The sequence below is a fragment of the Serratia sp. SSNIH1 genome (genome assembly GCF_002935055.1).
GTDB lineage: Bacteria > Pseudomonadota > Gammaproteobacteria > Enterobacterales > Enterobacteriaceae > Serratia > Serratia nevei.
Genome location: NZ_CP026383.1, coordinates 1953785 through 1980084, shown reverse-complemented (window position 1 = coordinate 1980084; position 26300 = coordinate 1953785). Strand labels below are relative to the sequence as shown.

Annotated in this window: 32 protein-coding genes; 15 read left to right on the top strand and 17 right to left on the bottom strand. The window is 63.4% G+C overall.

Annotation, left to right across the window (positions count from 1 at the left end):
- Positions 1-59: 59 nt before the first annotated feature.
- The 4 genes from C3F38_RS09565 to C3F38_RS26385 all read left to right on the top strand — a co-directional run bounded on the left by C3F38_RS09565 (position 60) and on the right by C3F38_RS26385 (position 2699).
- Positions 60-713 (top strand): metalloregulator ArsR/SmtB family transcription factor, encoded by a 654-nt coding sequence (locus C3F38_RS09565; RefSeq protein ID WP_047728257.1) that lies wholly within the window; start codon positions 60-62, stop codon positions 711-713.
- Positions 714-891: 178 nt separating this feature from the next.
- Positions 892-1386 (top strand): DUF2878 domain-containing protein, encoded by a 495-nt coding sequence (locus C3F38_RS09560; RefSeq protein WP_055312506.1) that lies wholly within the window; start codon positions 892-894, stop codon positions 1384-1386.
- 109 nt (positions 1387-1495) lie between these two features.
- Entirely contained in the window at positions 1496-2416 is a 921-nt protein-coding gene (yedA, locus tag C3F38_RS09555) for a drug/metabolite exporter YedA (RefSeq protein ID WP_047728261.1), read from the top strand.
- A gap of 106 nt (positions 2417-2522) precedes the next feature.
- The gene (locus C3F38_RS26385; protein ID WP_016928550.1) at positions 2523-2699 is read left to right on the top strand and encodes a hypothetical protein; all 177 of its coding nucleotides are present in this window, start codon (positions 2523-2525) and stop codon (positions 2697-2699) included.
- Here the strand turns inward: C3F38_RS26385 and C3F38_RS09550 are convergent.
- Entirely contained in the window at positions 2687-3598 is a 912-nt protein-coding gene (locus C3F38_RS09550; protein ID WP_047728263.1) for a LysR family transcriptional regulator, read from the bottom strand. The two genes, C3F38_RS26385 and C3F38_RS09550, sit on opposite strands and share 13 nt — an antisense overlap.
- Before the next feature lie 98 nt (positions 3599-3696).
- Here C3F38_RS09550 and C3F38_RS09545 point away from each other — a divergent pair, with 98 nt between their 5' ends.
- The 3 genes from C3F38_RS09545 to C3F38_RS09535 all read left to right on the top strand — a co-directional run bounded on the left by C3F38_RS09545 (position 3697) and on the right by C3F38_RS09535 (position 5268).
- Positions 3697-3978 carry a hypothetical protein gene (locus C3F38_RS09545; RefSeq protein WP_229701977.1) on the top strand — a complete coding sequence of 94 codons (282 nt, stop codon included), beginning with the start codon at positions 3697-3699 and terminating at the stop codon, positions 3976-3978.
- An 83-nt stretch (positions 3979-4061) separates the two neighbouring features.
- A complete protein-coding gene (locus tag C3F38_RS09540; protein WP_080213366.1) occupies positions 4062-4442 on the top strand; it encodes a MarR family transcriptional regulator in 381 nt (126 codons plus the stop codon).
- 106 nt (positions 4443-4548) lie between these two features.
- A complete protein-coding gene (locus C3F38_RS09535; RefSeq protein ID WP_055316043.1) occupies positions 4549-5268 on the top strand; it encodes an SDR family oxidoreductase in 720 nt (239 codons plus the stop codon).
- A gap of 6 nt (positions 5269-5274) precedes the next feature.
- On the opposite strand, the gene C3F38_RS09530 is transcribed toward C3F38_RS09535, so the two are convergent.
- From C3F38_RS09530 to C3F38_RS09490, 9 genes are all read right to left on the bottom strand, one after another.
- Positions 5275-6036: a phosphate/phosphite/phosphonate ABC transporter substrate-binding protein gene (locus C3F38_RS09530; protein WP_077791553.1), complete on the bottom strand. Its 762-nt coding sequence runs from the start codon at positions 6034-6036 to the stop codon at positions 5275-5277.
- Positions 6037-6064: 28 nt separating this feature from the next.
- Positions 6065-6838: an ABC transporter permease gene (locus C3F38_RS09525; protein ID WP_033637624.1), complete on the bottom strand. Its 774-nt coding sequence runs from the start codon at positions 6836-6838 to the stop codon at positions 6065-6067.
- A complete protein-coding gene (locus C3F38_RS09520; protein ID WP_033637623.1) occupies positions 6835-7770 on the bottom strand; it encodes an ABC transporter ATP-binding protein in 936 nt (311 codons plus the stop codon). The genes C3F38_RS09525 and C3F38_RS09520 overlap by 4 nt, the downstream gene beginning before the upstream one ends.
- Entirely contained in the window at positions 7767-8921 is a 1155-nt protein-coding gene (locus tag C3F38_RS09515) for an ABC transporter permease (RefSeq protein WP_275078742.1), read from the bottom strand. Before C3F38_RS09515 ends, C3F38_RS09520 begins: the two co-directional genes overlap by 4 nt.
- 67 nt (positions 8922-8988) lie before the next feature.
- The gene (locus C3F38_RS09510; RefSeq protein WP_047728273.1) at positions 8989-9918 is read right to left on the bottom strand and encodes an ABC transporter substrate-binding protein; all 930 of its coding nucleotides are present in this window, start codon (positions 9916-9918) and stop codon (positions 8989-8991) included.
- Positions 9919-9958: 40 nt separating this feature from the next.
- On the bottom strand, positions 9959-10990 hold the full coding sequence (locus C3F38_RS09505; protein WP_055316042.1) for a fatty acid desaturase: 1032 nt from the start codon (positions 10988-10990) through the stop codon (positions 9959-9961).
- Positions 10991-11079: 89 nt separating this feature from the next.
- The gene (locus tag C3F38_RS09500) at positions 11080-11556 is read right to left on the bottom strand and encodes an OsmC family protein (protein ID WP_055312500.1); all 477 of its coding nucleotides are present in this window, start codon (positions 11554-11556) and stop codon (positions 11080-11082) included.
- Positions 11557-11695: 139 nt separating this feature from the next.
- Positions 11696-12064, bottom strand: a complete 369-nt coding sequence (locus tag C3F38_RS09495) for a cell envelope integrity TolA C-terminal domain-containing protein (RefSeq protein WP_038880138.1) — start codon at positions 12062-12064, stop codon at positions 11696-11698.
- Between the two features lie 44 nt (positions 12065-12108).
- Entirely contained in the window at positions 12109-13020 is a 912-nt protein-coding gene (locus C3F38_RS09490) for a LysR substrate-binding domain-containing protein (protein WP_033646934.1), read from the bottom strand.
- Positions 13021-13160: 140 nt separating this feature from the next.
- Here C3F38_RS09490 and C3F38_RS09485 point away from each other — a divergent pair, with 140 nt between their 5' ends.
- The 3 genes from C3F38_RS09485 to C3F38_RS09475 are packed head-to-tail and all read left to right on the top strand — an operon-like array spanning position 13161 to position 16291.
- Positions 13161-13805 carry a hydrolase gene (locus C3F38_RS09485; protein WP_004939390.1) on the top strand — a complete coding sequence of 215 codons (645 nt, stop codon included), beginning with the start codon at positions 13161-13163 and terminating at the stop codon, positions 13803-13805.
- 47 nt (positions 13806-13852) lie between these two features.
- Complete coding sequence (locus C3F38_RS09480) at positions 13853-14398, top strand: antibiotic biosynthesis monooxygenase (protein ID WP_055312498.1); 546 nt, start codon at positions 13853-13855, stop codon at positions 14396-14398.
- Between the two features lie 21 nt (positions 14399-14419).
- On the top strand, positions 14420-16291 hold the full coding sequence (locus C3F38_RS09475) for an amidohydrolase (RefSeq protein ID WP_033637616.1): 1872 nt from the start codon (positions 14420-14422) through the stop codon (positions 16289-16291).
- 102 nt (positions 16292-16393) lie between these two features.
- Here C3F38_RS09475 and C3F38_RS09470 read toward each other — a convergent pair whose 3' ends face one another.
- The 3 genes from C3F38_RS09470 to C3F38_RS09460 all read right to left on the bottom strand — a co-directional run bounded on the left by C3F38_RS09470 (position 16394) and on the right by C3F38_RS09460 (position 18567).
- On the bottom strand, positions 16394-17524 hold the full coding sequence (locus C3F38_RS09470; RefSeq protein ID WP_047728281.1) for a Gfo/Idh/MocA family protein: 1131 nt from the start codon (positions 17522-17524) through the stop codon (positions 16394-16396).
- Positions 17525-17751: 227 nt separating this feature from the next.
- Entirely contained in the window at positions 17752-18375 is a 624-nt protein-coding gene (locus C3F38_RS09465; RefSeq protein ID WP_055316041.1) for a glutathione S-transferase family protein, read from the bottom strand.
- 9 nt (positions 18376-18384) lie between these two features.
- On the bottom strand, positions 18385-18567 hold the full coding sequence (locus C3F38_RS09460; protein WP_038880126.1) for a DUF1127 domain-containing protein: 183 nt from the start codon (positions 18565-18567) through the stop codon (positions 18385-18387).
- Between the two features lie 180 nt (positions 18568-18747).
- Here C3F38_RS09460 and C3F38_RS09455 point away from each other — a divergent pair, with 180 nt between their 5' ends.
- Entirely contained in the window at positions 18748-20187 is a 1440-nt protein-coding gene (locus tag C3F38_RS09455; RefSeq protein ID WP_055316040.1) for a PLP-dependent aminotransferase family protein, read from the top strand.
- On the opposite strand, the gene C3F38_RS09450 is transcribed toward C3F38_RS09455, so the two are convergent.
- Entirely contained in the window at positions 20175-20597 is a 423-nt protein-coding gene (locus tag C3F38_RS09450) for an NUDIX hydrolase (protein WP_055312496.1), read from the bottom strand. The two genes, C3F38_RS09455 and C3F38_RS09450, sit on opposite strands and share 13 nt — an antisense overlap.
- Positions 20598-20703: 106 nt before the next feature.
- On the opposite strand from C3F38_RS09450, the gene sseA reads away from it, so the two are divergent.
- Positions 20704-21549: a 3-mercaptopyruvate sulfurtransferase gene (sseA, locus tag C3F38_RS09445; protein ID WP_038880118.1), complete on the top strand. Its 846-nt coding sequence runs from the start codon at positions 20704-20706 to the stop codon at positions 21547-21549.
- Here sseA and C3F38_RS09440 read toward each other — a convergent pair.
- On the bottom strand, positions 21539-22414 hold the full coding sequence (locus C3F38_RS09440; protein WP_038880116.1) for a LysR substrate-binding domain-containing protein: 876 nt from the start codon (positions 22412-22414) through the stop codon (positions 21539-21541). The genes sseA and C3F38_RS09440 overlap by 11 nt on opposite strands.
- Positions 22415-22519: 105 nt before the next feature.
- Between C3F38_RS09440 and C3F38_RS09435 the strand changes: the two genes are divergently transcribed.
- From C3F38_RS09435 to C3F38_RS09425, 3 genes are all read left to right on the top strand, one after another.
- Positions 22520-23089: a DUF4865 family protein gene (locus C3F38_RS09435; RefSeq protein WP_055316039.1), complete on the top strand. Its 570-nt coding sequence runs from the start codon at positions 22520-22522 to the stop codon at positions 23087-23089.
- A gap of 76 nt (positions 23090-23165) precedes the next feature.
- Complete coding sequence (locus tag C3F38_RS09430; RefSeq protein ID WP_047728286.1) at positions 23166-24383, top strand: FAD-dependent oxidoreductase; 1218 nt, start codon at positions 23166-23168, stop codon at positions 24381-24383.
- Positions 24384-24424: 41 nt separating this feature from the next.
- Positions 24425-24937 (top strand): GNAT family N-acetyltransferase, encoded by a 513-nt coding sequence (locus tag C3F38_RS09425; RefSeq protein WP_038880108.1) that lies wholly within the window; start codon positions 24425-24427, stop codon positions 24935-24937.
- 22 nt (positions 24938-24959) lie between these two features.
- Here the strand turns inward: C3F38_RS09425 and C3F38_RS09420 are convergent, their stop codons facing one another.
- A complete protein-coding gene (locus C3F38_RS09420; RefSeq protein WP_038880105.1) occupies positions 24960-25472 on the bottom strand; it encodes a DUF2165 family protein in 513 nt (170 codons plus the stop codon).
- Between the two features lie 118 nt (positions 25473-25590).
- The gene (urtE, locus tag C3F38_RS09415; protein ID WP_038880102.1) at positions 25591-26289 is read right to left on the bottom strand and encodes an urea ABC transporter ATP-binding subunit UrtE; all 699 of its coding nucleotides are present in this window, start codon (positions 26287-26289) and stop codon (positions 25591-25593) included.
- Positions 26290-26300 lie beyond the last annotated feature (11 nt).

The window sequence follows — 26300 nt, the reverse complement described above, 5'->3', positions numbered from 1 at the left end:
AGATTGCGTTAAATTTAACAAGAGTTATCTTGGAATAAGTTAGGGCGAGGCGGAGAAATATGTCAAGAATAAACTTGGAAAATAGCGACAGCACCGCACAATCGGTCAGTGACCGCTTGCTGACGCTATTGAAAACCCGCGGCCCGCAGCAAGCTTCTGACGCAGGAAAGGTGCTCGGCACCACCGGTGAGGCGGCCCGCCAGCAGTTCGTCAAGCTGGCGAAAGAGGGGCTGGTCGAAGCGGTGGCGGAAACGCGCGGCGTGGGCCGCCCGGTGCAGCTGTGGCATTTGACCTCCGCCGGCAACGCGCGCTTTCCCGACACCCATGCGGATCTGACGGTGCAGCTGCTGCGCACCGTGCGCGACAAGCTGGGCGAACAGGCGCTCGACGTGCTGATCGAGACCCGCGAGCAGGAAAACCGCATCAACTACAAGCAGGCGATGATCGGCGCCGCCGATCTGCAGGAGCGCGTGGCGCGCCTGACCGAGATCCGCTGCCGCGAAGGCTATATGGCCGAATGGCGTCAGGAAGAGGACGGTACCTATCTGCTGGTGGAAAATCACTGCCCGATCTGCGCCGCCGCCACCGTCTGCCAGGGCTTCTGCCGGGCGGAGTTGAGTATCTTCACCGAAGTGCTGCAGGCGCAGGTAGAGCGTGCCGAACACATTCTGGCCGGCTCGCGGCGCTGCGCCTACCGCATTTCGCTCCTGTAACACCGGTTTTTGCCCACGTTTTCAACCGGTACAGATTATTCTGCTTGTGCACCCCGCACCTTCCCTTCTAAGGTTGAATTAACGAACATTCAGGCAAACAGCGGGCCTCGCGCCCGCCCTGAGAAATCCGCTGGCGCCTGGCGCGCTAGCGGCAGAGTAACCCCACGGGAGTTGAACGATGAAGAAGCCGCATGCCGGATTCTGGCTGGCGACGCTGGGACTGGGCGTCTGCTGGCTGCTGGCGCTGCTGACTCGCGATCGGCTCAACGGCATACTGCTGGCCGGCGCGGCGCTGGCGCTGATTTTTACCCCCGCCGCCCGCCGCAAAGGCGCGGCCCTCGCTGCCTTGGGTGGCATCGGCATGGATGGGCTTTGGAGCTACAGCGGCGTGCTGCACTACAGCGGGCAACACGGCCTGCCGCTCTGGGCCATCGCGCTTTGGATCGGCTTCGGCTGCTGGTGGTATTGGCTGCTGGACGTGGTCAGAGCGGCCCCCTGGCCGTTGGCGGTGCTGGGCGCCGCCGTCGGCCCCTTCGCCTACGCCGTGTCTTGGAAGCTGGACGCCTTGCTGCCCGACGTGCCACCGGAGTTCATGCTGCTGCTGCTGGCGGTCGGCTGGTCGATTTATCTGCCCGCCGTCAGCTGGCTGCAGTGGAAACAACGGGACAGCTGAACGGCGGGCAGCGGCCGGGAAAAATAATGCCGCAGGCCATTGCTTATCGGTTGCCCGATCGGGTTTACTGAGCGTTCTAATAATAATCATCCCTGCAAAATACAATCCTATGCTTAGCCAACCAAGCCGTAGCGTCCTGCCGTTGATCGGGGCGTTGTTCACGTTATATATCGTTTGGGGTTCCACCTATTTCGTCATTCGCCTCGGCGTCGCGCAGTGGCCGCCGCTGATGATGGCCGGCATTCGCTTTCTGACCGCCGGCATCGTGCTGTTCAGCTTCCTGGCCTGGCGCGGCCACGCACTGCCGACGCCGAAGCAGTGGCTGGCCGCCGGCGTCATCGGCATTCTGCTGCTGGCGGTGGGCAACGGCCTGGTGACGGTGGCGGAGCACCAACACGTGCCGTCCGGCATCGCCGCAGTGATGGTGGCGACGGTGCCGCTGTTCACCCTCTGCTTCAGCCTGCTGTGGGGCATGCGCAACACCAAACTGGAATGGGCGGGCATCGCGCTCGGGCTGGTGGGCATCGTGCTGCTCAACACCGGCAACAACCTGGTGGGCAACCCGACCGGCGCGCTGCTCATTTTGCTGGCGTCGGCCAGCTGGGCCTTCGGCTCGGTATTGGGATCGCGCATCTCGCTGCCGGTCGGGCCGATGGCCGGCGCGGCGGAGATGCTGGTCGCCGGCGTGGTGTTATTGGTCGCCAGCCGGCTGAGCGGCGAACACCTGACTCAGTTGCCGAGCACCAGCGGCTTTCTGGCGCTGGGGTACCTGATCGTCTTCGGTTCGATGCTGGCGATCAGCGCCTATATGTTTTTGTTGAAGAACGTGCGCCCGGCGGTCGCCACCAGCTACGCCTACGTCAACCCGGTGGTGGCGGTGCTGCTCGGCATCGGCTTTGCCGGCGAATCGCTGGCGCCGCGCGAGTGGCTGGCGCTGGCGATCATCGTGGCGGCGGTGGTGCTGGTGACGCTGGGGAAATATCTGTTCGCCCGCCCGGCCCGCGTGCAGGCCATCGACAGCGAACGGTAGCGATCGCAAAAGGCGGTCTGTGGGCCGCCGTTAAAAACGATTCTTGTTTCACCCGGTGAAGGGGCTATAATTCCCGCTGTTCCAAGCAACCTGCGAAATTATTCCTATGCTGAAAAAAGCGTTCGTCATCGTCATCGCCCTGTGCGCCTTCGGTTCTTTGGGCGGCGTATTTCTCGCCGGGCTGAACATCTACACCCGTTCTACTACCCCGCACGAAGAAAGCGCGCCTGCCGGGGATGCCGCCGCCACGCCGGCGCAAACCGAAACCCTTCAGGCCAAGTGATCGTCCATCCAACGCTGGCAGCGCTGCTGTAAAAAGCGCTGCAGCTGCCTGACGCGTTCCGACACCTGCGAGCGATGCGGGCAGACCAGATTGATCGGCACCGCGTCGCTGCGCCATTCCGGCAGCAGTTGCACCAGCCGCCCGGCGCGAATATCCGCCACCACGTCGATCGCCGACTTGCGCACCACCCCGTGGCCGGCCAGCGCCCAGCGCCGCGCGATCTCGCCGTCATCGGTAAAATAGCTGCCGTTCAGCGGCACTTCGACCAGCTCCTCACCGCGCCATAGCCGCCATTCCACCTGCCGTTTGCCGCTGGGCTGATACACCAGAATGCTGTGCAGGGCCAGATCGGCCGGCGTTTGCGGCGAGCCATGCCGCCGCAGGTAATCCGGGCTGGCGCAGATCAACCGCCGGTGCTGCGGCAAGATAGGCAGCGCCACCAGCGAAGAGTCGGCCAGCGGCCCGAAACGCAACGCCACGTCTACCGGTTCGCGGAACAGATCGGCCTGCCGATCGTTGATCAGGAGCTGCAGCTGAATATGCGGATGCTGTTGCCGGAACTCGTCCAGCCAGCCCAAGAGCAGATTACGGCCGAAATCCGACGGCGCGGAAATCTGCAGCACCCCAGACAGCCCCTGGTGCTTTTCGCGGATCGCCTGCTCCCCTTCAGCCAACGCGCCCAGCGCCAGGCGCGCGCTGTCGAGATAGCGGGCACCCTCCTCCGTCAATCGCAGGCTGCGGGTGGAACGTACCAGCAGCCGCGCGCCCAGCTGCTGTTCCAGCCTTTTCACCGCGATGCTGGCCGCCGCCGGCGTCATATCCAGCGCGCGCGCCGCGGCGGAAAAACTGCCGCCGTCCACCGTGCGGACAAACACCTCGAGATCGACAAATGAGGTCATGCGTTTCCCTTCTAGGAGAGCCGGTTTCACGGCGTAACGGGTTGACGATAAAACGCTCAATAGTTATGACTAGATCATAATAAATGAAGCTTTGAACAATGGATGAACACAATGGACCGGACTACATCCTTAGCCTGCACGGCACGCGGGTCAATCGTGAGGATGGCTATTGGTGGAAAATCGAGGCTTGGACGGTGACCCAAACGGCCTTTATCCCTCACGGCATCCGTTACAATTTGACCTTGCATGATAACCACAATACCCGGTTTTTTAGCATAGATAACGCGCATGCCATTAAAACCCCTCGCAAAGGTAAATTTTCAGGCCGCGTCGTTTACGATCGCCAACATGACACCCCGACGGACAAAGGCTCACCCTAGGAGTTTCATTCCGCCTGTCAGTGGGTGGAAGATTTTTTTACCCGGATAGACGAAGTCATACGCAAGAGAGAAAACCGAGGTTGATGATGAAAGCACTGATTGGTGTGATGCCTGAAGAACTGATTCGCAAGCGCATACCGGCGATCGCGAAAGGGGAATACCAGCCGCAGGAACGTGAACCCAAAGTCTGGTTCACGTCGATGATTGCGCTGGCCCAGGTGCTCAGCAACGAGAATATCGCCCTGCTGCGTCTTATCGACACCGCCCGCCCCGAGACCATCAGCCAACTGGCCGAACTGTCCGGCCGGCAGGTCAGCAACCTGTCAACCACGCTGAAAACGCTGAGCGGGCACGGCCTGGTGGCACTGGAAAAACAGGGGCGCTCGGTAAAGCCCCGAGCGCTGTTTACCGATTTCGAAATTATCGTGGATCAGAAGTTAAATGCCCGCTTTAGCGCTGCGTGATATTTAAAAGATATTAATAAGTGTTTGTCAGCAAGGCCGATTGTTAGGTCATTTTCAATCAGGAAAGATAGATCCCGTTGAAACTTACCCTGAAAGAGGCCTTAGCATGACGATTCCCGACTCCCCCCTGAAACGACAAAAACTGGTGATCCTGGGCGGTACCAGCGGCATTGGCGCCGCGGTGGCCTACGCGGCGGCGGCGCGCGGCGCTGAAGTGGTGCTGGCTTCGCGCCGCCTGCCCCACGCCGGGGAGCAGAACGACGCGCTGCGCCTGATGCAGGCCGACCTGACCGATGAAGCGTCGCTGCGCGCGCTGTTTACCGCCGTCGGTGCCTTCGACCATTTGGTGATCACCGCCGGGCCGCTGGTGGAGGCCAAGCCGCTGGCTGAAACGGCCATCCAACAGGCGCAGGCCGACTTTAACGTCAAATTCTGGGGCAGTTTGCGCGCGGTGCAGGCGGCGCTGCCGACGCTGGCACCGCAGGGCTCCATCACCCTGACTTCAGGCCAGCTGTCGCGTAAATACCTCGGCGGTCAGCTGGTCAAAACCGCCATCAACGCCGCGCTGGAAGCGGCCGGCAAACAGCTGGCGAAGGAGCTGGCGCCGCGGCGGGTGAACGTGGTCAGCCCCGGCATCACCGCCACCGAAGCCTACGACGGCATGGGCGCCGCGCAGCGTCAGGCGCTGTTCGAACGGGTTGGCGACAGCCTGCCGGTCGGCAGAGTCGGCCAGGCGGCCGACGTCGCGGCAGGTTACCTGCTGGCGATGGAGAACGGCTTCGTGACCGGCAGCGTGATCGACATCGACGGCGGCGGCCTGTTGTAACGGCGGCTAGAGCGCCGTCACGCCCTGCGCGGCGGCCTGCTGTTCCAGCACGGTGATAATCTGGTAGGCCGAACGCGGCACCAGGCTGAAATCGCCGATCAGCAGGCGGTCGCTGACCGCCTCATCCAGCATCGCCCGGGCGCCGGCGCGCAGGATTTCCACCTGTTCCGGCGGCGTACCCGCCGCGGTGATCAGCGGCAGGCCGGGCACCGCCGCCGTGCGGCCGATGATTTTCAGCCCCTCCAGCGCCTGCGGCTGCGCGCGACGCAGCAGTTCCATGCTGATCGAATCGATGGCGGCGATATCCGCCTGCCCGCTGCGGATCAGCTTCAGCGACTGGTAATGTGCGCCGGAGGCAATCGCCGCACCAAAGAATTTCCCGTCCTGCGCCAGCGGTGCGATCAGCGCGCGCAGGCCGTTGTAGCCGGACTGGGAATCGGTGCTGTTATAGGCCACCGTCCGGCCGCGAAAGTCCGCCAGCCGTTCGCCGGGGTCACCCGCGCGCACCACCAACCAACTGCGGTAATTCGGCCCGTCGCACCCTTCAACCCGGTAATGGTAAGTGCCGATCAGCTGCACCTGCGACAGGGTGCTGACCAACGGATAACCGCAGGTTTGGCTGAGCAGCAGATCGTCGCGCCGCCAGTGCTGCGCCAGATCGTCCGGCCAGCTGAGCCGCTCCGGCGCTGCCGGCAGCCCCAGCCGCAGCAGCTTGTCGCGCAATACCTGCCAGAAGGATTCGGCCTGCTCCCGGCCAACGCCGTACATCGGTAGAGACACCTGCATCATTTCCCCCTTACCCCGCCGGAGTGGTCGCCAGCGTCTGCTGACGCCAGGCGGTGAGATAACGCACCCAACGTTCGAACAGCATATCGGTGATAATAGCCAACAACGCCACCACCGCCGCGCCCTGGATCACATAGGCGGTGTTAAACCCGCTCAGACCGATAATGATCGGCGAGCCGAGGGTTTTGGTGCCGACGGTGGAAGCGATGGCCGCCGTGCCGATGTTAATGATCACCGACGTGCGGATCCCGGCGACGATCACCGGCGCCGCCAGCGGCAATTCGACCCGCCACAGAATTTGCCAGGCGCTCATCCCCACGCCGCGGGCAATCTCGCGCGTGGCGGGCGGCACCGATTCGATGCCCGCCAGCGTGCCCTGCAGGATCGGCAGCAGGCCGTACAATACCAGCGCAATGATCGCCGGCTGTTCGCTGAAGCCCATCACCGGCACCGCTACCGCCAGCACCGCCACCGGCGGGAAGGTCTGCCCCACCGCCACCACCGTTTCCACCAGCGAACGAAACTCCCGGCCGCTGCGCCGGGTCACGGCCACGCCGGCCGCCACGCCGAGAGCCACCGCGATCAGGCTGGAGATCGCCACCAGCGACAGGTGCGCCCCCACCAGCGCGATAAAGCTGTCCTGCTGATAAATGGGCCGCTCCAGATCGGGGAACCAGGCGGCGAACAGGCCGCGCAGATGATCCATGCCGAACACCAGCGCCAACAGCAGCGCCAGCGTCCAGGGCAGCGGATCGCGCAGCAGGCGCCAGATGCGCCCGCTCATGACAGCGCCTGCCCGGCGATCAGATCGTTGAAGTGCAACACCCCCAACGCTTCGCCCCGTTCATCCACCACCGGCAGGCAGTCGCTGCCGCGCGCCACAAACACCGACAGCGCCTCGCGCAGGCTCATGGCGGCGGCGATCGGTTCGCCCTCGGCGGCGCCGGGCCGCACCCGCTCCGCCACCGTTCCCAGCGACAGCAGCTTGATGCCGCGATCGCTGCGCCCGAAGAAATCCCGCACGAAGTCGTTGGCCGGCGCGGTCAGCAGCGCCAGCGGCGTGCCCTGTTGCACCACCCGCCCCTGATCGAGCAGCACCAGGCGATCCGCCAAGCCCAGCGCTTCATCGATGTCGTGCGTCACCAGCACGATGGTGCGGCCGGAGAGCTGATGGATGCGCGCGATCTCCGCCTGCAGCGCCGCACGGGTGACCGGATCCAGCGCGCCGAACGGTTCGTCCATCAGCAACACCTCGGGATCGGCGGCCAGCGCGCGCGCCACCCCCACCCGCTGCTGCTGCCCGCCGGACAGCTGATGCGGGTAGCGGCGGCGAAACAGATCCGGCTCCAGATGCAACAGCTCCAGCAGTTCGGTCACCCGATCGCGAATGCGCGCGCGCGGCCATTTCAGCAGCTGCGGCACGGTGGCGATGTTCTCCTCCACCGTCCAGTGCGGGAACAGGCCGATCGACTGGATCGCATAGCCCATGCGCCGCCGCAGATCCTGCGGTTTGAACGACTGGATCTCTTCGCCGGCAAAGAGAATCTTGCCCCGATCGTGTTCGATCAGGCGATTGATCATTTTTAACGTCGTGGACTTGCCGGAACCCGAGGTGCCGATCAACACGGTGAATTCGCCCTCGGCGATGTGCAGCGTGAGATCGTCGACCGCCGGCTTGCCCTGAAAAATTTTGCTGACTTGCTCAAAGTGAATCATCGGCGCGATACGTCCAGGATTGAAACCCAAAATTTAAACAGCGAATCGACGATGACCGCCATCATGACCACCGGGATCACCCCCAGCAAAACCAGATCCAGCGCGCTGCTGAGCAGCCCCTGGAACACGATGGCGCCAAAGCCGCCGGCGCCGATCAGCGCCGCCACCACCGCCATGCCGACGGTTTGCACCGCCAGGATGCGCACGCCGGTCAGGAACAGCGGCAGCGCCAACGGCAGCTGCACGCGCAGGAAGATCTGCCCGCGCGTCAGCCCCATGCCGGTGGCGGATTCGATCACCCCGGCCGGCACGCTTTGCAGCCCCGCCACCACGCTGCGCACCAGCGGCAACAGCGCGTACAGCACCAGCGCCACGATCGCCGGCGCCATGCCGATGCCGCTGACGCCGTGTTCCGCAAGCCAAGGCACCGCCGTCGCCAGCCCCGCCAATGGCGCGATCAGCAGGCCGAACAGCGCGATGGACGGCACGGTCTGGATAATGTTCAGCGCGGAGAAAATCGGCCGCTGCCAGCGTTCGGAGCGAAAACACAGCACCCCAAGCGGCACGCCGATCGCCAGCGCCGGTGCCATCGTCGCCAGCAGAATGGTCAGGTGCTGCAGCAGCGCGGCGTCAAACACCTCCTGGCGATTGTGGTACTCCTTCAGCAGCGACAGCTGATCGAGCTGATGCCCGAACAGCAGCAGCACCGGCGGCACCAGCACCAGCGCGTTGCCCAGCATGCGCCACAGGTGCGACGCGGTGATGCGCGCCATGGCGTCGGCGGCGATCAGCAGGCTCAGCGCCATCGTCAGCCAGCATCCGCTGCCCCAGGAGGTGCGCGCCAGGCGCGATCCCTCCTGCGCCAGGCGTTCGGCGGCCTGCCCGCTAATCCATAAGGCCAGCGTCAGCACCCCGCAGGCGGCCAGCGCCGCCAGCAGCGCCCGCCCCCGCGTCGGCGGCAACAGGCTGAGGATCGCCAATGCCGCCAGCGGCAACAGCAGCCACAGCGCCGGGCCGTGCAGCAGGGAGAACAAGGAGAGGCTTTTGCCCGACAACAGGCGATTGGGGGCATAACTGAGGAACGGCAGGCCGAAAGCGGCCAGCAGCAACAGCATGAACAGCGTCAACAAGACGCGATGTTTTACGGCGATAGTCAAAGAAACGCTCCGGCTCCCTCGGTTTACCCCCTCTCCCGACGGCAGAGGGGGCACCTCGGCATTATCCCTTAACAAACCCTTTCTCTTTCAGGTAAGCGGCCGCCACCTGTTTGGCGTCCTGGCCTTCCACAGCGATCTGCGCGTTGAGTTTTTGCAGCGTCGGCCCGTCCAGCGAGGCGAACACCGGCTTGAGCAGCTCTGGCAGATTGGCGTGCGCCTTCAGCGCCGCTTCGCGCACGATCGGCGCCGGTGCGTAGATCGGCTGTACGCCTTTCGGGTCCGCCAGGGTTTGCAGCCCCAGCGCCGCCACCGGGCCATCGGTGCCGTAGGCCATCGCCGCGTTGACGCCGGAGGTCTGCTCCGCCGCCGCCTTGATGGTCACCGCCGTGTCACCGCCGGCCAGGGACAGCAGCTGATCCTGATTCAGTTTGAAACCGTAGGCGTTCTGGAACGCCGGCAGCGCATCCGGCCGCTCGATGAATTCCGCCGAGGCCGCCAGCTTGAACTTGCCGCCGCCGTTGATCCACTTGCCGAGATCCGACAGCGTCTTCAGATGGTTGGCCTCCGCCACGTCCTGACGAATGGCGATGGTCCAGGTGTTGTTGGCCGGCGCCGCATCCAGCCAGACGATTTTGTTTTTGTCGTAGTCGAGCTGCTTCACCTTCTCGAAGCCGGCCTGGGCGTTCTTCCATGCCGGATCTTTCTCATCGGAAAAGAAAAACGCGCCGTTGCCGGTGTATTCCGGATAGATGTCGATCTCGCCGGACGTAATGGCGCCGCGCAGCACCTTGGTGGTGCCGAGCTGCAGCTTGTTGGTGGTCTTGATGCCGTTGGCTTCCAGCACCTGCACGATGAGGTTGCCGAGCAGCGAACCTTCGGTATCGATCTTGGAGCCGACGCGCACCGAGTCGGCCGCCTGCGCCAGACCGCCGGTGGCCAGCAGGGCCAGCGCGACGGCAAAGGAACGTCCGCGTGATAAGGTGATTGCCATACTTTTCCTCTGGTTATACGTTTTCCGGCTCATGGGCCGGTTAGGTTGGAAAATCCTGAGAAACGCGCTTCCAGCGCGCAATAAATTTTTTCGTCGGCAGGGCATCGCCTTCTCCCTGCGGTTCATCGGCGCGCAACGGATGCACGCCAACGTCGATCGGCGTCAGGGCGTAATCGCGCAGCCACTCGCCGTAGCCTTGCGCGACAAATCCCTGGCTGCGCCGCTGATACGCCTCACGCTCCGCCAGATAGACGTCACGCAAACCATACCAAGGCAGGCCGGGCAAATCGTGATGCACTAAATGGTAGTTCAGATTGAGAAACAGCAGCCGCCACGGCCAGCCCGCCTCATTAATAATAGAACGTGCCTGCGGTGCGTCCACGGCGCGATGCTCAAAAAACGATCTTACCTTGGTCAGCGCCAGCGCCGGGTAGCTGATGGCCAGCAGGTAAAACGCCGCGCCGATACCCTGCGCCTGCAGCCAGTTCAGCAACATCGCCAACAGCGACAGGTGCACTCCCCACATCCCCCAGGTGCGCCACTCCCCAGAGGCAAGCGCTTTCACCGCCCCGGCCAGGGTCGCGGCGATATCCAGCGCCGGGCCGAGGAGCACCCGGCCGATCAGCGTATTGCGCACGGCGGCCAGCAGCGGCAACAGGCGGGGATAGCGCCGCCACTGCGCGGCGCTGAAGTAATAGCTTTCGGGATCTTCGTGCGGATCGGTCAGGTGGTCGTTGCGGTGGTGGCGCAGATGCGAATCGCGATACAGCCCATAGGGATACCACACCGCCAGCGGCAACAGGCCGAACAGCTGATTGACGCGCGGCCAGCGCGTCGGATGGCCGTGGATCAGCTCGTGTTGCAACGACATGTACCAGGCGGTCAGGAGAATCAACAGCGGCGCGCCAAGCCACGGGCCCAGCGTTTGCCACCCCAGCACCACACCGAACCAGCCGCCGTACACCGCCGCCATGATCCCCCAGGTGGGCAATTCCATTCGCCAATAGCGGCGCCGATAAAGCTGCCTGATTCGTTCGCGCTGTTCGGGGTGCAAATAGTGGGCATGGGACATGCTGCGGCTCGCGGTGAGAGATGTTCTCCCAGTATCCGCGAGCCGTAGCGACGTTCAAAATAACGAAAATGGCAAAGCTAAGTGAAAATTCAGCGGGTTGCGTACTCGGCCTGCGGTTCGCACGCTACCGGGAAATTCACCGAGTTGGCGATAAAGCACAGGTGATGCGCCTTCTCATGCAGCTGTTGCGCCAGCTGCAGATCGTCGCCGTCGCGCACGGTGACCTGCGGCCGCAACGTCACCGAGGTGAAAAAACCGCCGCGCGCCGCGTCTTCACGCATCACTCCGACGGCGTTGTCCTGATAGGCCAGCACGGAAATGCCCGAGGTGGCGCACAGATGCAGATACCATAATTTATGACAGGCGCTGAGCGAAGCCACCAGCAAATCTTCCGGGTTCCAGCGCGTCGCGTCGCCGCGGAAGGCCGGATCGGCTGAACCGGCGATGTCAGCCTTGCCCGCAGCGCCGATCAGGTGATCGCGCCCGTAGGCGCGGTAATCCTCGGTGCCTGCGCCCAAATTCCCCTGCCAGGTGACCGCCACCTGATAATGATGCTCGCCTTTCATGCCTTTTTCTCCCGTTGGCTGGCCAATGAAAAATCACCTTGATACATGCCCGGAGAACACTATTGGCGGAAAAGCGTGAATACGCAAACGGCGAAACGAGAAAAAACGGCCGCGCAGGCGGCCCGTCCGTTACCGCCCTTCAGGGAACGAAATCGAGCACCACGGCGTTGAACAGCGCGTACTCGGTGGCGGTGGCCATCGGCGGAAACTGCGCGTGCTGCACTGCCGCGCTCGCCGCTGCGCACAGGGGCGCGTCGCCTCTTACGATCTTGCTGCTCGCCAGCTTGCCGTCCGGCCGCAGCCGAATGCTGATGGTGCAACGTTGGCCGCGCGCATGCTCGGGCAAACGCAGCTCGCGGCTCACCGCGTTATGCACCCGCACCGGATAGCTGAGCGGCGCCGTGGCCTGCGCCTCGGCCTGCGGCTCCGGCAACGGGATGCCGGCCTGACGCCCGGCGCCGCAGCCGCTCAGCAGCAACAGCGCCAACAGGCTTAGTGTCTTTTTCATTCCCTATGTCCTTATTGGGGGGATTTATCCTTATCGCGCGGCCCTCACTGCGCCGCCGGGTAAGCCTCGCCGTCATCCGCGTAACGCTGCAGCCGCTCGCGCCACCACTTGGCCGCCAGACCGCTGGCGCTTTCCCGCCAGCCGAAATAGGCAACGTCGCTGCAGCGCTCAGATTCAACGCGTTTCGCCACCAGTTCGCCGCTGTTAAGGTAAGGTTCCGCCAGAGAACGCGGCAGATAGCCGCAGCCCAACCCGGCCAACTGCGCCTGCAGCTTGGCGTCGAAGCCGAAGACCGTCAGCGTATCCTGCTCTTCGAGCAGGTTCAGGCTCTGCGGCGCGTTGACCCGCGAGGTATCGCGCACCACCACCGCCCGGTGCTGACGGATTTCGTCCTTCGGCAACGGTTCCGGCAGCGCCGCCAACGGATGCTGCGGCGCGACGGCGAACACGTAATCCAGCTGCCCCAGCCGGCTGAACGCATAGCCCACCCGCGACGGCGGCTCGCAGATGGCGCCGATAATAATGTCGGCGCAGCCATAAACCAGCGATTCCCAGGAGCCGGCCAGCACCTCGTGGCTGAAGCGCAGCCGGGTATGATGATGTTGCCGATAGAACTCGTCGATCAGTGGCAACAGGCGGGCGAACGGGAAGGAGGCGTCGATCCCGAGCGTGATCTCGCTTTCCCAGCCGTTCTCCACGTAGCGCGCCTGCTGCTCCAGATCCTGCGCCGCCCGCAGCAGCACCCGGCCTTTTTCCAGCATCAGCTTGCCGGTATCGGTGAACTTCGCCCGGTGGCCGGAGCGGTCCAGCAGGGTGATGTCGAGATCGTTCTCCAGCTTTTGCACCATATAGCTGAGTGCCGAAGGGGTTTTAAACAGTGCGGCGGCTGCGGCGGCGAAAGATCCGTGCCGGTCCAGCGCGTCCAAAATCAGCAGCGCTTCCAGGTTTAATCTCATGCTTTCTCCCGTGTATAAAAAAACTCAACAAGTCGGCAAAAATTCTGCGGTATCTTTGAAATCGCCCTCTGCCTACCATGCGTTTTATCGGCGTTACACTCATCAGATGTTCAACCGAAATATCACTGGGAAGGTAAATTATGTCCAAGTTTCAACTACTTGATAAAGACAACTCCGCACTGATTTTTATCGACCATCAACCGCAAATGGCCTTCGGCGTGGCTAATATTGATCGTCAGCAACTGAAAAACAACGTTGTTGGTTTGGCGAAGGCGGGCAAGATTTTCAACGTGCCAACCCTTTTCACCTCGGTAGAAACCGAAAGCTTCAGCGGCTATATCTGGCCGGAACTGCTGGCGGTACACCCTGAAATCACCCCGATTGAACGCACCTCGATGAACTCCTGGGAAGACGCGGCCTTCGTTAAAGCCGTGGAAGCCACCGGCCGCAAAAAGCTGGTGATCTCCGCGCTGTGGACCGAAGTGTGTCTAACCTTCCCGGCGCTGATGGCGCTGGAAGCCGGCTATGAAGTGTATGTGGTGACCGACACCTCCGGCGGCACCTCCGTCGATGCGCACGAGCGTTCAATCGACCGCATGGTGCAGGCCGGCGCCGTGCCGGTGACCTGGCAGCAGGTGCTGCTGGAGTACCAGCGCGACTGGGCGCGCAAAGATACCTACGACGCGGTGATGGCGCTGGTGCGCGAACACAGCGGCGCGTACGGCATGGGCGTCGACTACGCTTACACCATGGTGCACCACGCACCGGCTCGCACGGTGAAATAATCCCCTTGCCCCGGCCCTGCGCCGGGGTATTTTCAGGAGTCGGTTTTATGGCCCATCCGCAGCATGTCACGCTGGTGATCACCCACCGTTTGGCGCCGGGGAACGAGCAGGCCTATGAGGCCTGGCTGAACCGCATCATGCCCGACGCCGCGGGCTTCACCGGCCATTTGGGCGTCAACGTCATCCGCCCTGCTGGCGACGAACAGGCCTATACGGTGTTGGTCCGCTTCGACAACCTCGACAACCTGTACCGCTGGATCCACTCGCCGCTGCGCAAGCAATACATCGAAGAAGTCACCCCGCTGCTGCTGGAGAGCGACCATATCGAGATCCGCCCCGGCGCGGAGTTCTGGTTTACCCCGCCCAACCCCGGCGTGCGCCAGCCGCCCCAGTGGAAGCAGTTCATCATCACCCTGCTGGTGATCTTCCCTTCCACCAATCTGGTGCCCTGGTTTTGGGGGGTGGTGCTGCCGCAGCTGGACGGCACGCTGCTCGGCCATTTTCTCAATGACGCCACCGTGGTCGCCCTGGTGGTGTACCTGTGGATGCCTATCGTGACTCGCGTTTTTCATCAATGGCTGACCCGCCGCTAGGCGGTTCGCCGGGAGAATGTTATGAACCACCACGCTTCATTGATCATCACCAACGGCAAGTTTCACACCGTCGATCGCCAAAATCCCACCGCACAGGCGGTCGCCATCCGCGACGGCAAGTTTCTGGCGGTCGGCAGCGAAAGCGAAGTCATGCAGCACGCCGGGCCGGAAACCCAGGTGATCGATCTGCACGGTCACACCGCCATTCCGGGCCTGAACGACTCGCACCTGCACCTGATCCGCGGCGGCCTGAACTATAACCTGGAGCTGCGCTGGGAAGGCGTGCCTTCGCTGGCCGACGCCCTGCGCATGTTGAAAGAACAGGCGCTGCGCACGCCGAATCCGCAGTGGGTGCGGGTGGTCGGCGGCTGGACCGAATTCCAGTTCGCCGAGCGCCGCATGCCGACGCTGGACGAAATCAACCAGGCGGCGCCGGACACGCCGGTGTTCATTCTGCACCTCTACGATCGCGCGCTGCTCAACCGCGCGGCGCTGAAGGTGGTCGGCTACACCAAAGACACGCCGAACCCGCCGGGTGGCGAGATCCAGCGCGACGCCAACGGCAACCCGACCGGCATGCTGATCGCCAAGCCCAACGCCATGATCCTGTACGCCACGCTGGCGAAAGGGCCGAAGCTGCCGCTGGAACAGCAGGTTAATTCCACCCGCCAGTTTATGCGCGAGCTGAACCGTCTGGGCCTCACCAGCGCCATCGACGCCGGCGGCGGCTTCCAGAACTATCCGGAGGATTATCAGGTGATCGCCGAGCTGCACGAGAAAAAGCAGCTGACCATCCGCATCGCCTATAACCTGTTCACCCAGCGGCCGAAGCAGGAGCTGGAAGACTTCGAGCTGTGGACCGACATGCTCAAGCCGGGTCAGGGCACCGACTTCTATCGCCACAACGGCGCCGGCGAGATGCTGGTGTTTTCCGCCGCCGACTTCGAAGACTTCCTGCAGCCGCGCCCGGATCTGCCGCCGGGTACCGAAGACGAGCTGGAGCGGGTGGTGCGCCATTTGGTCGAGCACCGCTGGCCGTTCCGCCTGCACGCTACCTATGACGAATCCATCAGCCGCATGCTGGACGTGTTCGAGAAGGTGAACCGCGACATTCCGTTCAACGGGCTGCACTGGCTGTTCGACCACGCCGAAACCATTACCGAGCGCAATATCGAGCGGGTCAAGGCATTGGGCGGCGGCATTGCGGTGCAGCACCGCATGGCGTTCCAGGGCGAATATTTCGCCGACCGCTACGGCATCGAAGCCACCAAACATACGCCGCCGGTAGCGAAAATGCTGGCGGCTGAGCTGCCGGTCGGACTGGGCACCGACGCCACCCGCGTCGCCAGCTACAACCCGTGGACGGCGCTGTACTGGCTGGTTTCCGGCCGCACCGTCGGCGGCATGGCGATGTACGACGACAGCGCCCGGCTGGATCGCGAAACGGCGCTGATGCTATGGACGCAAGGCAGCGCCTGGTTCTCCACCGAACAAGGCAAGAAAGGCCAGATCAAGGTCGGCCAGCTGGCGGATGTGGCGGTGCTGTCGCAGGACTATTTCAGCGTGCCGGAAGAGCAGATCAAAGGCATCGAGTCGGTAATGACGGTGGTGGACGGCAAGGTGGTCTACGCCGCCGGCAGCTTCTCGCCGCTGGCGCCGCCGCCGCTGCCGGTGCTGCCGGAGTGGTCGCCGGTCACCCAGGTGCCGGGCCACTACCGCTCCGCGCCGCCGTCGGCGGCGGCCAAAGTCGGCGTGCTGAGCCAGGCGCACCAATGCTGTGGCCCGTGTGGCGTACACGCGCATCAGCATGACATTGCGCGCCGCTCCAGCATCCCGGTGTCGGACGAGAATGCCTTCTGGGGCGCGTTCGGCTGTTCGTGCTTCTCGTTCTAAGTTGCCAGGTCAGCAACTTATTATGCAACTAGCTTAATAAGATATTAAGTTAGTAACATAGCAACCTAATGGCGCTGTCCACGAGAGAGCGCCATTTCATTTTCAATCGCGGTTGATCTCCAGCCAGCGCCGCTGCTCGGCGGAGGCGGCTATCGCATCCAGCACGCACGACACCTTCCAGCCTTCTTCAAAGTCCGGCCACATGCGATCGCCCGCGGCGATGCCGTTGACCAGATCGCGGATCTCCACCGTCTTCTGATCGTTAAAGCCGATGCCGTGCCCGGCGCTGATGCAGAACGCCGCGTAGTCCGGGTGTTTCGGCCCTACCAACAGCGTTTTGAACCCCTGCCGCTCCGCCGGCTCATCGTGCCGATACAGCTTCAGCTCCGCCATCCGTTCCTGGGTATAGCTCAGCGTGCCTTTAGTGCCGGTGACCACATAGGTCAGCCCCATCTTACGCCCGCAGGCGATGCGCGAGGTTTCGAGAGTGCCCATCGCCCCGCCGGCGAAACGCAGCAGCGCGCTGGCCTGATCTTCGTTTTCCACCGGCAGCAGGCGCGCCGGGTCTTGCGGATCCGGGCGCTGTTTGATCACGGTCTGCATATCGCCGGAGACCGCCACGATATCGCCCACCAGGTAGTGGGCCATATTGACGATATGCGCCGCCAGATCTCCCAGCGCACCCAGCCCGGCGCTGGCGCGGCGGCAGTGCCAGTCAATCGGCGTGCGCGGGTCGGCCAGATAATCCTCATTGTGGGTGCCGTAAAAATGCACCACCTCACCGATTTCGCCATTGGCGATGATCTCGCGCGCCAGCTGGCTGGTCGGGTTCTTCATGTAGTTGAAACCGACCAGCGTTTTCACGCCCTTGGCGCGGGCGGCCTGCACCATCTCCGCCGCGTCGGCGGCGCCCAGCGCCAGCGGCTTTTCCGAATACACGTGCTTGCCGTGGCGAATCGCCTCCAACGCCATCTCTTTGTGCAAGAAGTTGGGCGCGCAGATGTCCACCACGTCGATCGCCGGATCGGCCACCAGCTGCCGCCAATCGCCGGTCGAACGCGCGAAACCGAACTCGGTGGCGCGCTGCGCCGCCAGCTCGGGCGTCACTTCCGCCAACATCTCCAGCACCAGCTCCCCTTTCAGAGGAAAGACCGTGGGGGCCTGCGCATAGGCAATAGCGTGACAACGCCCGATATAACCGGTGCCGATTAACCCAACGCGTACCTGTTTCATCATTTTCTCCCGTGATCGAAATCCTGCGTAGAACCAGGCGCCGCTCAATGAAACGCGCCGTCTGATAACGGGTTTATATGGAATGTAAATTTCAATAACAAGCGCACGGGAAAATAAAATTCATATTCGTGATGCCGTTCATGAAACGTTGACGGGAGGATGCAACGCAGAAAGCCCAGACACGGCTTGCCGTATCCGGTGAGATAAAATGAACCGTTTATTTCATATCACGGTAAACCGTTAGCGCCGTGCTGCACGTAGCCGGGGCGTTGCAGCAGGCGCTGCTGATAGGCCGCCAGCGCCGCATAATTCGGCCGCTCGAACGGCGTCATCAACCAGCGATTCAACGACAGCCCCAGCACCACGTCCGCCAACGTGAAGGCGTCGCCGGCGGCATAAGGGCCGTGCTGCGCCAAATGCTTGTCCAGCAACCCCATCAGCCGGTTCCACTCACGCTCGGCGGCGGCCAGGCTGGCGGCATCCTGATAATCCGCATGCCCACGCACCCGCGACATGAACACATAGCGCCAGGCGCCGTTCAGATCGGTGGCCTGCCAGTCCATCCACATCTCCACCGCCGCACGCGCACCGGGTTCCTGCGGCAGCAGATCGCGGCACCCTTCCCGCCCCGCCAGATAGCGGCAGATGGTGTTCGACTCCCACAGCGCCCGCTCGCCGTCGATCAGCACCGGCACCAGGCCGTTCGGGTTCAGCGCCAGAAACGCCGGCTCCTGCGTGGAGCGAAAGCCGCTGCCCCAGTCCTCCCGCACCAGCGGCAGCCCCAGCTCCTGGCAGGTCCACAGCACCTTGCGCACGTTGATCGATGAAGCCTTGCCCAATAGTTTCAGCATTCGCTTTCCTTATTCTCTCCAGAACGGTTTATAGCCTTCACGCCGGGCTTCCACCTGCGTCAGGCCGATGTCCGCCAGCTGCCTGTCGTTCAACAATAACAGCTCCTTTCTCGTTCTGTGCCGCAGCAGATAGAGACGCCAGCGTGACCAACCTACCGAGCGCCGCAGCGGCATACCAGCAAAAAGAGCCATGTTGTTATTCTCCCTGATGTTTTCGCGTTGCAGTCATCATGCTCGCCGGGAGAAAAACAATACAGATTCACGCTGGCGCTATTTTTTTCATACAGATGCGCCAATAAAATCGCTGAATGGTTTACTTTGAAAGAATCTGTACCGGTTTTTTAATCATTCATCCCGATAAGAGGCCTCTGTATGACACGCTACGCCACCCTGGCCGCCATTCTCAGCCAACGTATTCAGCAAGGGCTGTATCCGGCCGGCCACCGCCTGCCTTCGGTGCGCACGCTGAGCCAGGAGCACGGCGTCAGCATCAGTACGGTACAGCAAGCCTACCGGCTGCTGGAGGAACAGCGCCTGGTGGAAGCGCGGCCGAAGTCGGGCTACTTCGTGCATACGCAGCGCGCGCAGGCCGAGCTGCCTGCCATGACGGCGCCGGTGCAGCGGCCGGTAGACATTTCGCAATGGGAGCAGGTGCTGGAGCTGGTGCGCAGCCGGCCGCACGAGGGCCTGATCCAGCTGGGGCGCGGCATGCCGGATATCGCCGAGCCGACGATGAAACCGCTGATCGTCGCCCTGCGCAACGCCGCCCGCCACGGCGACCTGCGCAGCCTGTATTACGACAGCATTCAGGGCGTGGCCGCGCTGCGCGAACAGGTTGCCCGCCTGCTGCTGGATTCCGGCTGCCAAATCGGCCCCGACCAGTTGCTGATCACCACCGGCTGCCAGGAAGCGATTTCCGCCGGGCTGCGCGCCGTTTGCCAACCCGGCGACATCGTGGCGGTCGACTCGCCCTGCTTCCACGGCACCATGCAGACGCTGAAGGGCCTGGGTATCAAGGCGCTGGAAATCCCCACCGACCCGCTCACCGGCGTCAGCCTGGCGGCGCTGGAGATGGCGCTGGAACAGTGGCCGGTCAAGGCCATCCTGCTGACGCCCAACTGCAACAATCCGCTGGGCTACATCATGCCCGACGCCCACAAACAGCGGTTGCTGACGCTGGCGCAGCGCCACGACGCGGCGATCATCGAGGACGACGTCTACGGCGACATCGCCTATCACTACCCGCGGCCGCGCACCATCAAGTCGTTCGACGAAGACGGCCGCGTGCTGCTGTGCAGCTCGTTTTCCAAAACGCTGGCGCCGGGGCTGCGGGTGGGCTGGATCGCGCCCGGCCGCTACCTGGAGCGGGTGCTGCACATGAAGTTTATCGGCTCCGGCGCCACCGCCACCCAGCCGCAGCTGGCGATCGCCGAATTTATCCGCAGCGGGCACTATCTGCAGCACCTGCGGCGCATGCGCGCCCGCTACCAGCAGAACCGCGACCGCATGACCGACCTTATCCTGAAGTACTTCCCGGCCGGCACCCGCGTCAGCCGGCCGCGCGGCGGCTTTATGCTGTGGATCGAACTGGACGAGGCGTTCGACACCCTGCGGCTGAACCGCCATCTTGAGCCGCAGGGCGTGCAGATCGCCGTCGGCAGCATCTTTTCCGCCGCCGGCAAATACCGCAACTGCCTGCGCATCAACTATGCGCCTAAGCTGACGGCGGAGATCGAACAGGCGGTGCAGCGGGTCGGCGCCACCATCCAGCGGCTGATGCCGAGCAGCGTGCTGCAACCTCAGACGGACTGAAGCAAAAACTCCGCCACCCGGCGGCGCAGATGTTCGATGCCCTGCGGATGGTGAATAAACTGCGCCACCGGCATCATCTGCCAGCGCTGGCCTTCATCGCCGAAGCGAATGGCGGCGATCTGCGCCGGGGCGATCTCGCCGGCCATAAACCAGGTCGGCGGGGAGCCCGGCAGGATGCCGTCGTAGCGCCGCCGCCAGGTCACCTGGCATTCGGCGATCGCCACGCCGAATTCTTCCTGCGTCTCCCGCTGCACGCACTGCAGCGGCGTTTCGCCGTTTTCCCGCCCGCCGCCGGGCAGATCCCACAGGCCGGGCCACGGAATGCCCGGTTTGTCGTCCCGTTGGTAAACCAGCAAGCGATCGTCGCACAGCAGCGCGATTTTGGCCCCGCCAAACGCCTGATCCGTCATGTTTTCTCCGCTCCCCGCCCATCCTCTTTGACTGAACATCATACTTCATCCCCGCACGGCCTGGTGTATAGTGAAAATCCGTTTTCACAACAGGCGAACAATGACGATGAACTCTCCGTTTCTGGTGACTCCCCAATGGCTTGCGCAGCATATCAACGATGAAAATCTGGTGGTGATCGACGTCCGGATGTCGCCGGTCGGGCTGACGCCGAAGAAAGACATGCTTGCCGAGTTCGAACGCGGCCATATCCCTGGCGCGGTCTATTTCGATATCGACGAGGTGGCGGACAAAAACACCGCGCTGCCGCACATGCTGCCGACGGCGGCGGAGTTTGGCGTGGCGGTGGGCAAGTTGGGTATCAGCGAGCGCGACACCCTGGTGATTTACGATGAGGGCAACCAGTTCTCCGCGCCGCGCGGCTGGTGGACCTTCCGCAATTTCGGCGCCCGGCATGTTTACGTGTTGGACGAAGGGCTGAACGGCTGGGCAGCGCTGGGCCAGGCGCTGGAGACCGGCCCGGCGCAGCCTGAGCCGCAGACGTTCAACGCCCGGTTCAACGCCGACGCGGTGGTGAATATGCGGCAAGTGGAACAGGCGTTGGGCACGCCGGTGCAAATTCTCGACGCGCGCGCCGCGCCGCGCTTTTATGCCGAAGCGCCGGAGCCGCGCCCCGGCCTGCACCGCGGTCATATTCCCGGCAGCATCAACATTCCGTACGGCGAGCTGCTGGAGAACGGCCGCTTCAAATCGCTGGAAGCGCTGCGCCAAACCTTCAGCGACAAGGGCGTGGACATCAACGGGCCGATCATCACCAGCTGCGGCTCCGGCGTGACGGCGGCGGTGCTGGCGTTCGGCCTGCTGTCGCTCGGCGCGCCGCAGGTCAAGCTGTATGACGGCGCCTGGAGCGAATGGGGCCAGCTGAGCGGCAAGCAGCCTATCGCTAAAGATTAGTGCCGATCCGCTCGACCACGATCTGCGCCAGCCGCTGCACGGCGGCGGAAGGCTGATCCTCGGCGCGGTGCAGCACCACGCCGAGCTGGCCGAGAGCAGGCAGCAGTTCGGGCGCCAGCGGCGCCAGACCGGGCGGCAAACCCGCCGCCGTGCGCACCGTAACGCCCAACCCGGCGTTCACCGCCGCCCAAACGCCGTTCAGGCTGCGGCTGGTAAAGGCAATGCGCCAGGGAATACCGGCGCGATCCAGCGCCTGCGTCGCCGCGCTGCGCATCAGGCAAGGCGCGTCGAACATCACCAGCGAAAGCGGCTCATCCCCTTCTCGCCAGGGTGCCAGCGCGAAGCCGGGCGAGGCGATCCAGTGCAGCTGCCGCTGCCCCAGCGCCTGATGAAACGGCGTGCTCAAACCGCCATCCCACGCCAGCGACAGATCCAGCTGGCCTTTCAGCACCCAGTCGATCAGCTCGGCATTGCGGGCGATGCGCGCCTCGATGCGCACCTTCGGATTGGCGCGCGCGAAGCTGCCCAATACCTGCGGCAAAAACGTCTCGCCGAAATCCTCCTGCAGCCCCAGCCGCACCGTGCCCTGCAGATCCAACCCGCGCACCGCGGCGGCGGCTTCGTCATTGAGCTCCAGCAGACGGCGCGCGTAGCCGAGCAAGGTTTCCCCCGCCTCGGTCATCACCATGCCGCGTCCGGCCTTGCGCAGGATCGGCGCGCCAACCTGCTGTTCCAGCTTTTTCAGGTGGGCGCTGACCGCTGAAGTCGAGCGCCCTAACCGTTCAGCGGCCTTGGCAAAGCTGCCCAGTTCGACGCCGGTAACAAAGCTGCGCAAATCCTCGAGATCGAACGTTATTCGCCCCATGCTGACCATCCTGATTTTCTGAACCATCAATCAAAATAATACCGATTTTACTGATAAAGATGGCGTATCACGCTCTCCCGGTCAATGTCTTTGCGGAGAATCCTTATGCTCGCGATGCAATACCGTTTCACCCTGCCCGCCGATTACGACATGGCCATCGTCCGCCGCCGCATCGCCAATTTCGGCCACCGGCTCGACGCCTGCCCGCAGCTGATCGTCAAAGCCTATCTGTACGCGCAGCGCAGCGAAGGCAGCGCCGAGAACCTCTACGCTCCCTTCTACCTGTGGAACAGCAGCGCCGGCATGAGCGACTTCCTGACCGACGAGGGTTTCAGGGGGCTCAGCCAGGCGTTCGGCTGGCCGCGTGTCAATCATTGGCTGCCGTGGCTGGCGCATTTCGATCGCCCTCATCTGGCCGGGGCCGCCTGGGCGACCTGTCAGGAGCAGATTATCGCCCCCTACAGCGATCTGCCTGCGCTGCGTCGGCAACAGCAGGCGGCCCCCAGCGCGCTGGCCTCCATCGTGGCGTTCGATCCCGCCGACTGGCGATTAGTGCGGCTGGATTTATGGCGTGAACCGCCGCAGTCCCCCGTGCAAAACGGCCAGCTGTTCCGCGTCGGCCATCTGTCCGCCCCCTTTGACCACACTGCGCCGCGGGTTGACAGCCAAACATGATATTGATAATCATTATCAACACTAAACATTCATTTGCGGTTCGCGGGATGCGGGCCGCTCTCTGGGGTCAAGCGCCATGCCGTCATCACCGATCACACCTTACGCCACCACCTGCTGCATCGTGGGAGGCGGCCCCGCCGGGCTAATGCTCGGCTATCTGCTGGCGCGGGCGGGGATCGACGTGACGGTGCTGGAGAAGCACGCCGACTTCCTGCGCGATTTTCGCGGTGACACCATTCATCCGTCGACGCTGGAAGTCATGCACCAGCTGGGCCTGCTCGACGAACTGCTGACGCTGCCACACCAGCGCGCCGAATCCCTGCACGCCGAAGTCGCCGGGCGCGACATTAAGCTGGCGGATTTCACCCGCCTGCCGACGCGCTGCAAATTTATCGCCTTTATGCCGCAGTGGGAGTTCCTCAACTTTTTGGCGCAGCAGGCCGCCGCGTTCCCCCATTTCAGGCTGCTTACCTCAACGCAGGTTCATCAGCTACTCAACGACCGCGGCCAGGTATGCGGCGTGCTGGCCGACACGCCGGAAGGCCCGATCCGCGTGCGCAGCCAGCTGGTGATCGGCACCGACGGCCGCAACTCGGTGGTGCGCGAGCAGGCGGCGCTCAGCAGCCGCTCCTTCGGTGCCCCGCGCGACGTATTGTGGATGAAGCTCAGCAAGCAGCCGGGCGATCCGGCCTGGTCGATGGGCCATACCGGGCCGAAGCAGAACTTCATCATGATCGACCGCGGCGACTACTGGCAGTGCGGCTACTCGATCGATAAAGGCAGCTTCGACGCGATCCGCCGCAGCGGCCTGGAGAAATTTTTGCTGCACCTCGCCGAGGTGGCGCCATTCCAGGACGATCGCCTGCAGGAGATCGTCGAGTGGGATCAGGTGAAGCTGCTGAGCATCCGCATCGATCGTCTGGATCGCTGGGCCAAACCGGGGGTGCTGTGCATCGGCGACGCCGCGCACGCCATGTCACCGATCGGCGGCGTGGGCGTCAACCTGGCGATTCAGGACGCGGTGGCCGCCGCCAACGCCCTGATCCCGCCGCTGCGCCAGCATCGGCTGCAGCTGAAGCATCTGCTGAGCGTGCAGCGCCGGCGCGAATTCCCCACCCGGGCCATCCAGTTTTTGCAGATCAAAATGAGCCAGCGCAAGCCGGGCGAACGCCGCGCGGCGGGCGGTTCGCGCCTGATCGCCCGCGTCGGCAACAGCCGCTGGCTGCCGCGCCTGTTCGGCCGCATCATCGGCCTGGGTTTTCGTCGTGAAACGCCGCGACATCTTGAAAATTAACTCGCTATACTCATCGGTTCCCGCTTCGATGAGGTTCATTCATGTTCACCGTCCGTCAGGCATTGCTGGAAGATTTAACGCAGGTGCGCGATATCGGCATCCGCACCTATCGCGCGCACTTCGGTGAGCTGTGGCGCTACCCGCACGAGCTCGAGGCCTTTCTCGCCGAGGATTTTTCCGTCTCCGCGCTGGAACGGACGCTGCGCGATCCCGACGTGTGCTGGCTGTTGGCCTATGAGGATGACGCCCTGGTCGGCTATGCGCGGCTCAACGTCGACAGCCTGCTGGCGCCAACGCAAACCCGCGGCGCAGAGCTGCAGAAAATCTATTTCCTGCCGGGCCATGCCGGCAACGGCTATGGCCAGCGCCTGTTCGAACAGGTGCAACAGCGGGCCATCGAGCGCCGGCAGAAGACGCTGTGGCTGGAAGTGCTGCAACGTAACACCGGCGCCCAACGCTTTTATCAGCGCCAGGGATTGAGCATTTGTGGCGAGACCTGCTACACCAGCGCCCAGGGCTCGATAGGCATCTGGTATATGAGCAAGGCGCTGTAACCGCGCCCCGCTCCGCCGTCGTTTAGCGCGGCTCCCGCTGCAGCATCAGGAACAGTAAGGCAAACGCATTGGGCGCCAGGTAGATCAGCGCCCCCAGCTGCACCGCCAGCGGATCCTTCTTGGCCTGCCAGGCCATGAACCAGTCGCCGGCGAGCACCATAAAGCCGACGCCCCACACCGCAATTGCGCAAATCGCCCCCAGCATGGCCCAGGCTTTGCCCTTGGCGAAAGCGGCGTAAGGGCCTCTCAATCGCCCGATCATCAGCACCACGCCTGCGGCCGCGAATAGGCCCGCCAGCGTTTCCAGCGTGGTGATGACAGCCAACCCCAACATGCAGGCCCAGTCGGCGCTGATCGCGCGCCACATCAACCCCGGCGTCTGATAGGTATCTTGCATGGCGAGCAGCGGGCCCACCGCATTGCGCGCGGTGCCGGTGAAATCCGCCGTATTGTTCAACAGGCTGAACAGCCCCCACAGGGCCGGAAACAGGGACAGGACGATGCAACCGAGGCGTGACACAGTGATTTCGTTCATGATGATGCTAGCTATCCATGGCAAGGGATTAATAAAAAACGCCTTTTAGATTAGTCCATAACATCCGTAAGGAGAAACAGCTGCACGACTTTCAGACATGCGGCTCCCTTTGCCTCGTTCAAATCGCCACCAGCCCGCGTACACCGTCCTGTTCCATATTGCTGCCGGCGCCGCGCTGCACGATGCTGCCGCGCGACATCACCAGATAGCTGTCCGCCAGATCGGCGGCAAAGTCATAGAACTGTTCCACCAGCAGGATCGCCATATCGCCCTTCGCCGCCAGCTGCTTGATCACCGCGCCGATCTCCTTGATCACCGAAGGCTGGATCCCTTCCGTCGGCTCGTCGAGGATCAGCAGCTGCGGCCGGCATGCCAGCGCCCGGCCGATCGCCAGCTGCTGCTGCTGCCCGCCGGAGAGATCGCCGCCGCGCCGATCCTTCATTTGCCGCAGCACCGGAAACAAGTCATAGATCGGATCCGGCGCCGTGCGCGCAGCGGCGCCGGAAAAGCGCGCCAGCCCCATCAGCAGATTTTCCTCCACCGTCAGGCGCGGGAAAATCTCCCGCCCCTGCGGCACATAGGCGATGCCCGCCTGCACCCGCTGATGCGGTTTTTTACCGGTGATGGTTTCGCCCTGCCAGCGGACGCTGCCGCTGCGCGCCGGGACCAGCCCCATCAGGCATTTCAGCAGCGTGGTCTTGCCCACGCCGTTGCGCCCCAGCAGGCAGGTCACCTCGCCGATGCGCGCCTCGAACGACAGGCCGCGCAGAATGTGGCTGCCGCCGTAATATTGATTCAATTCCTCTACCTGCAGCATCGTTACGCCTC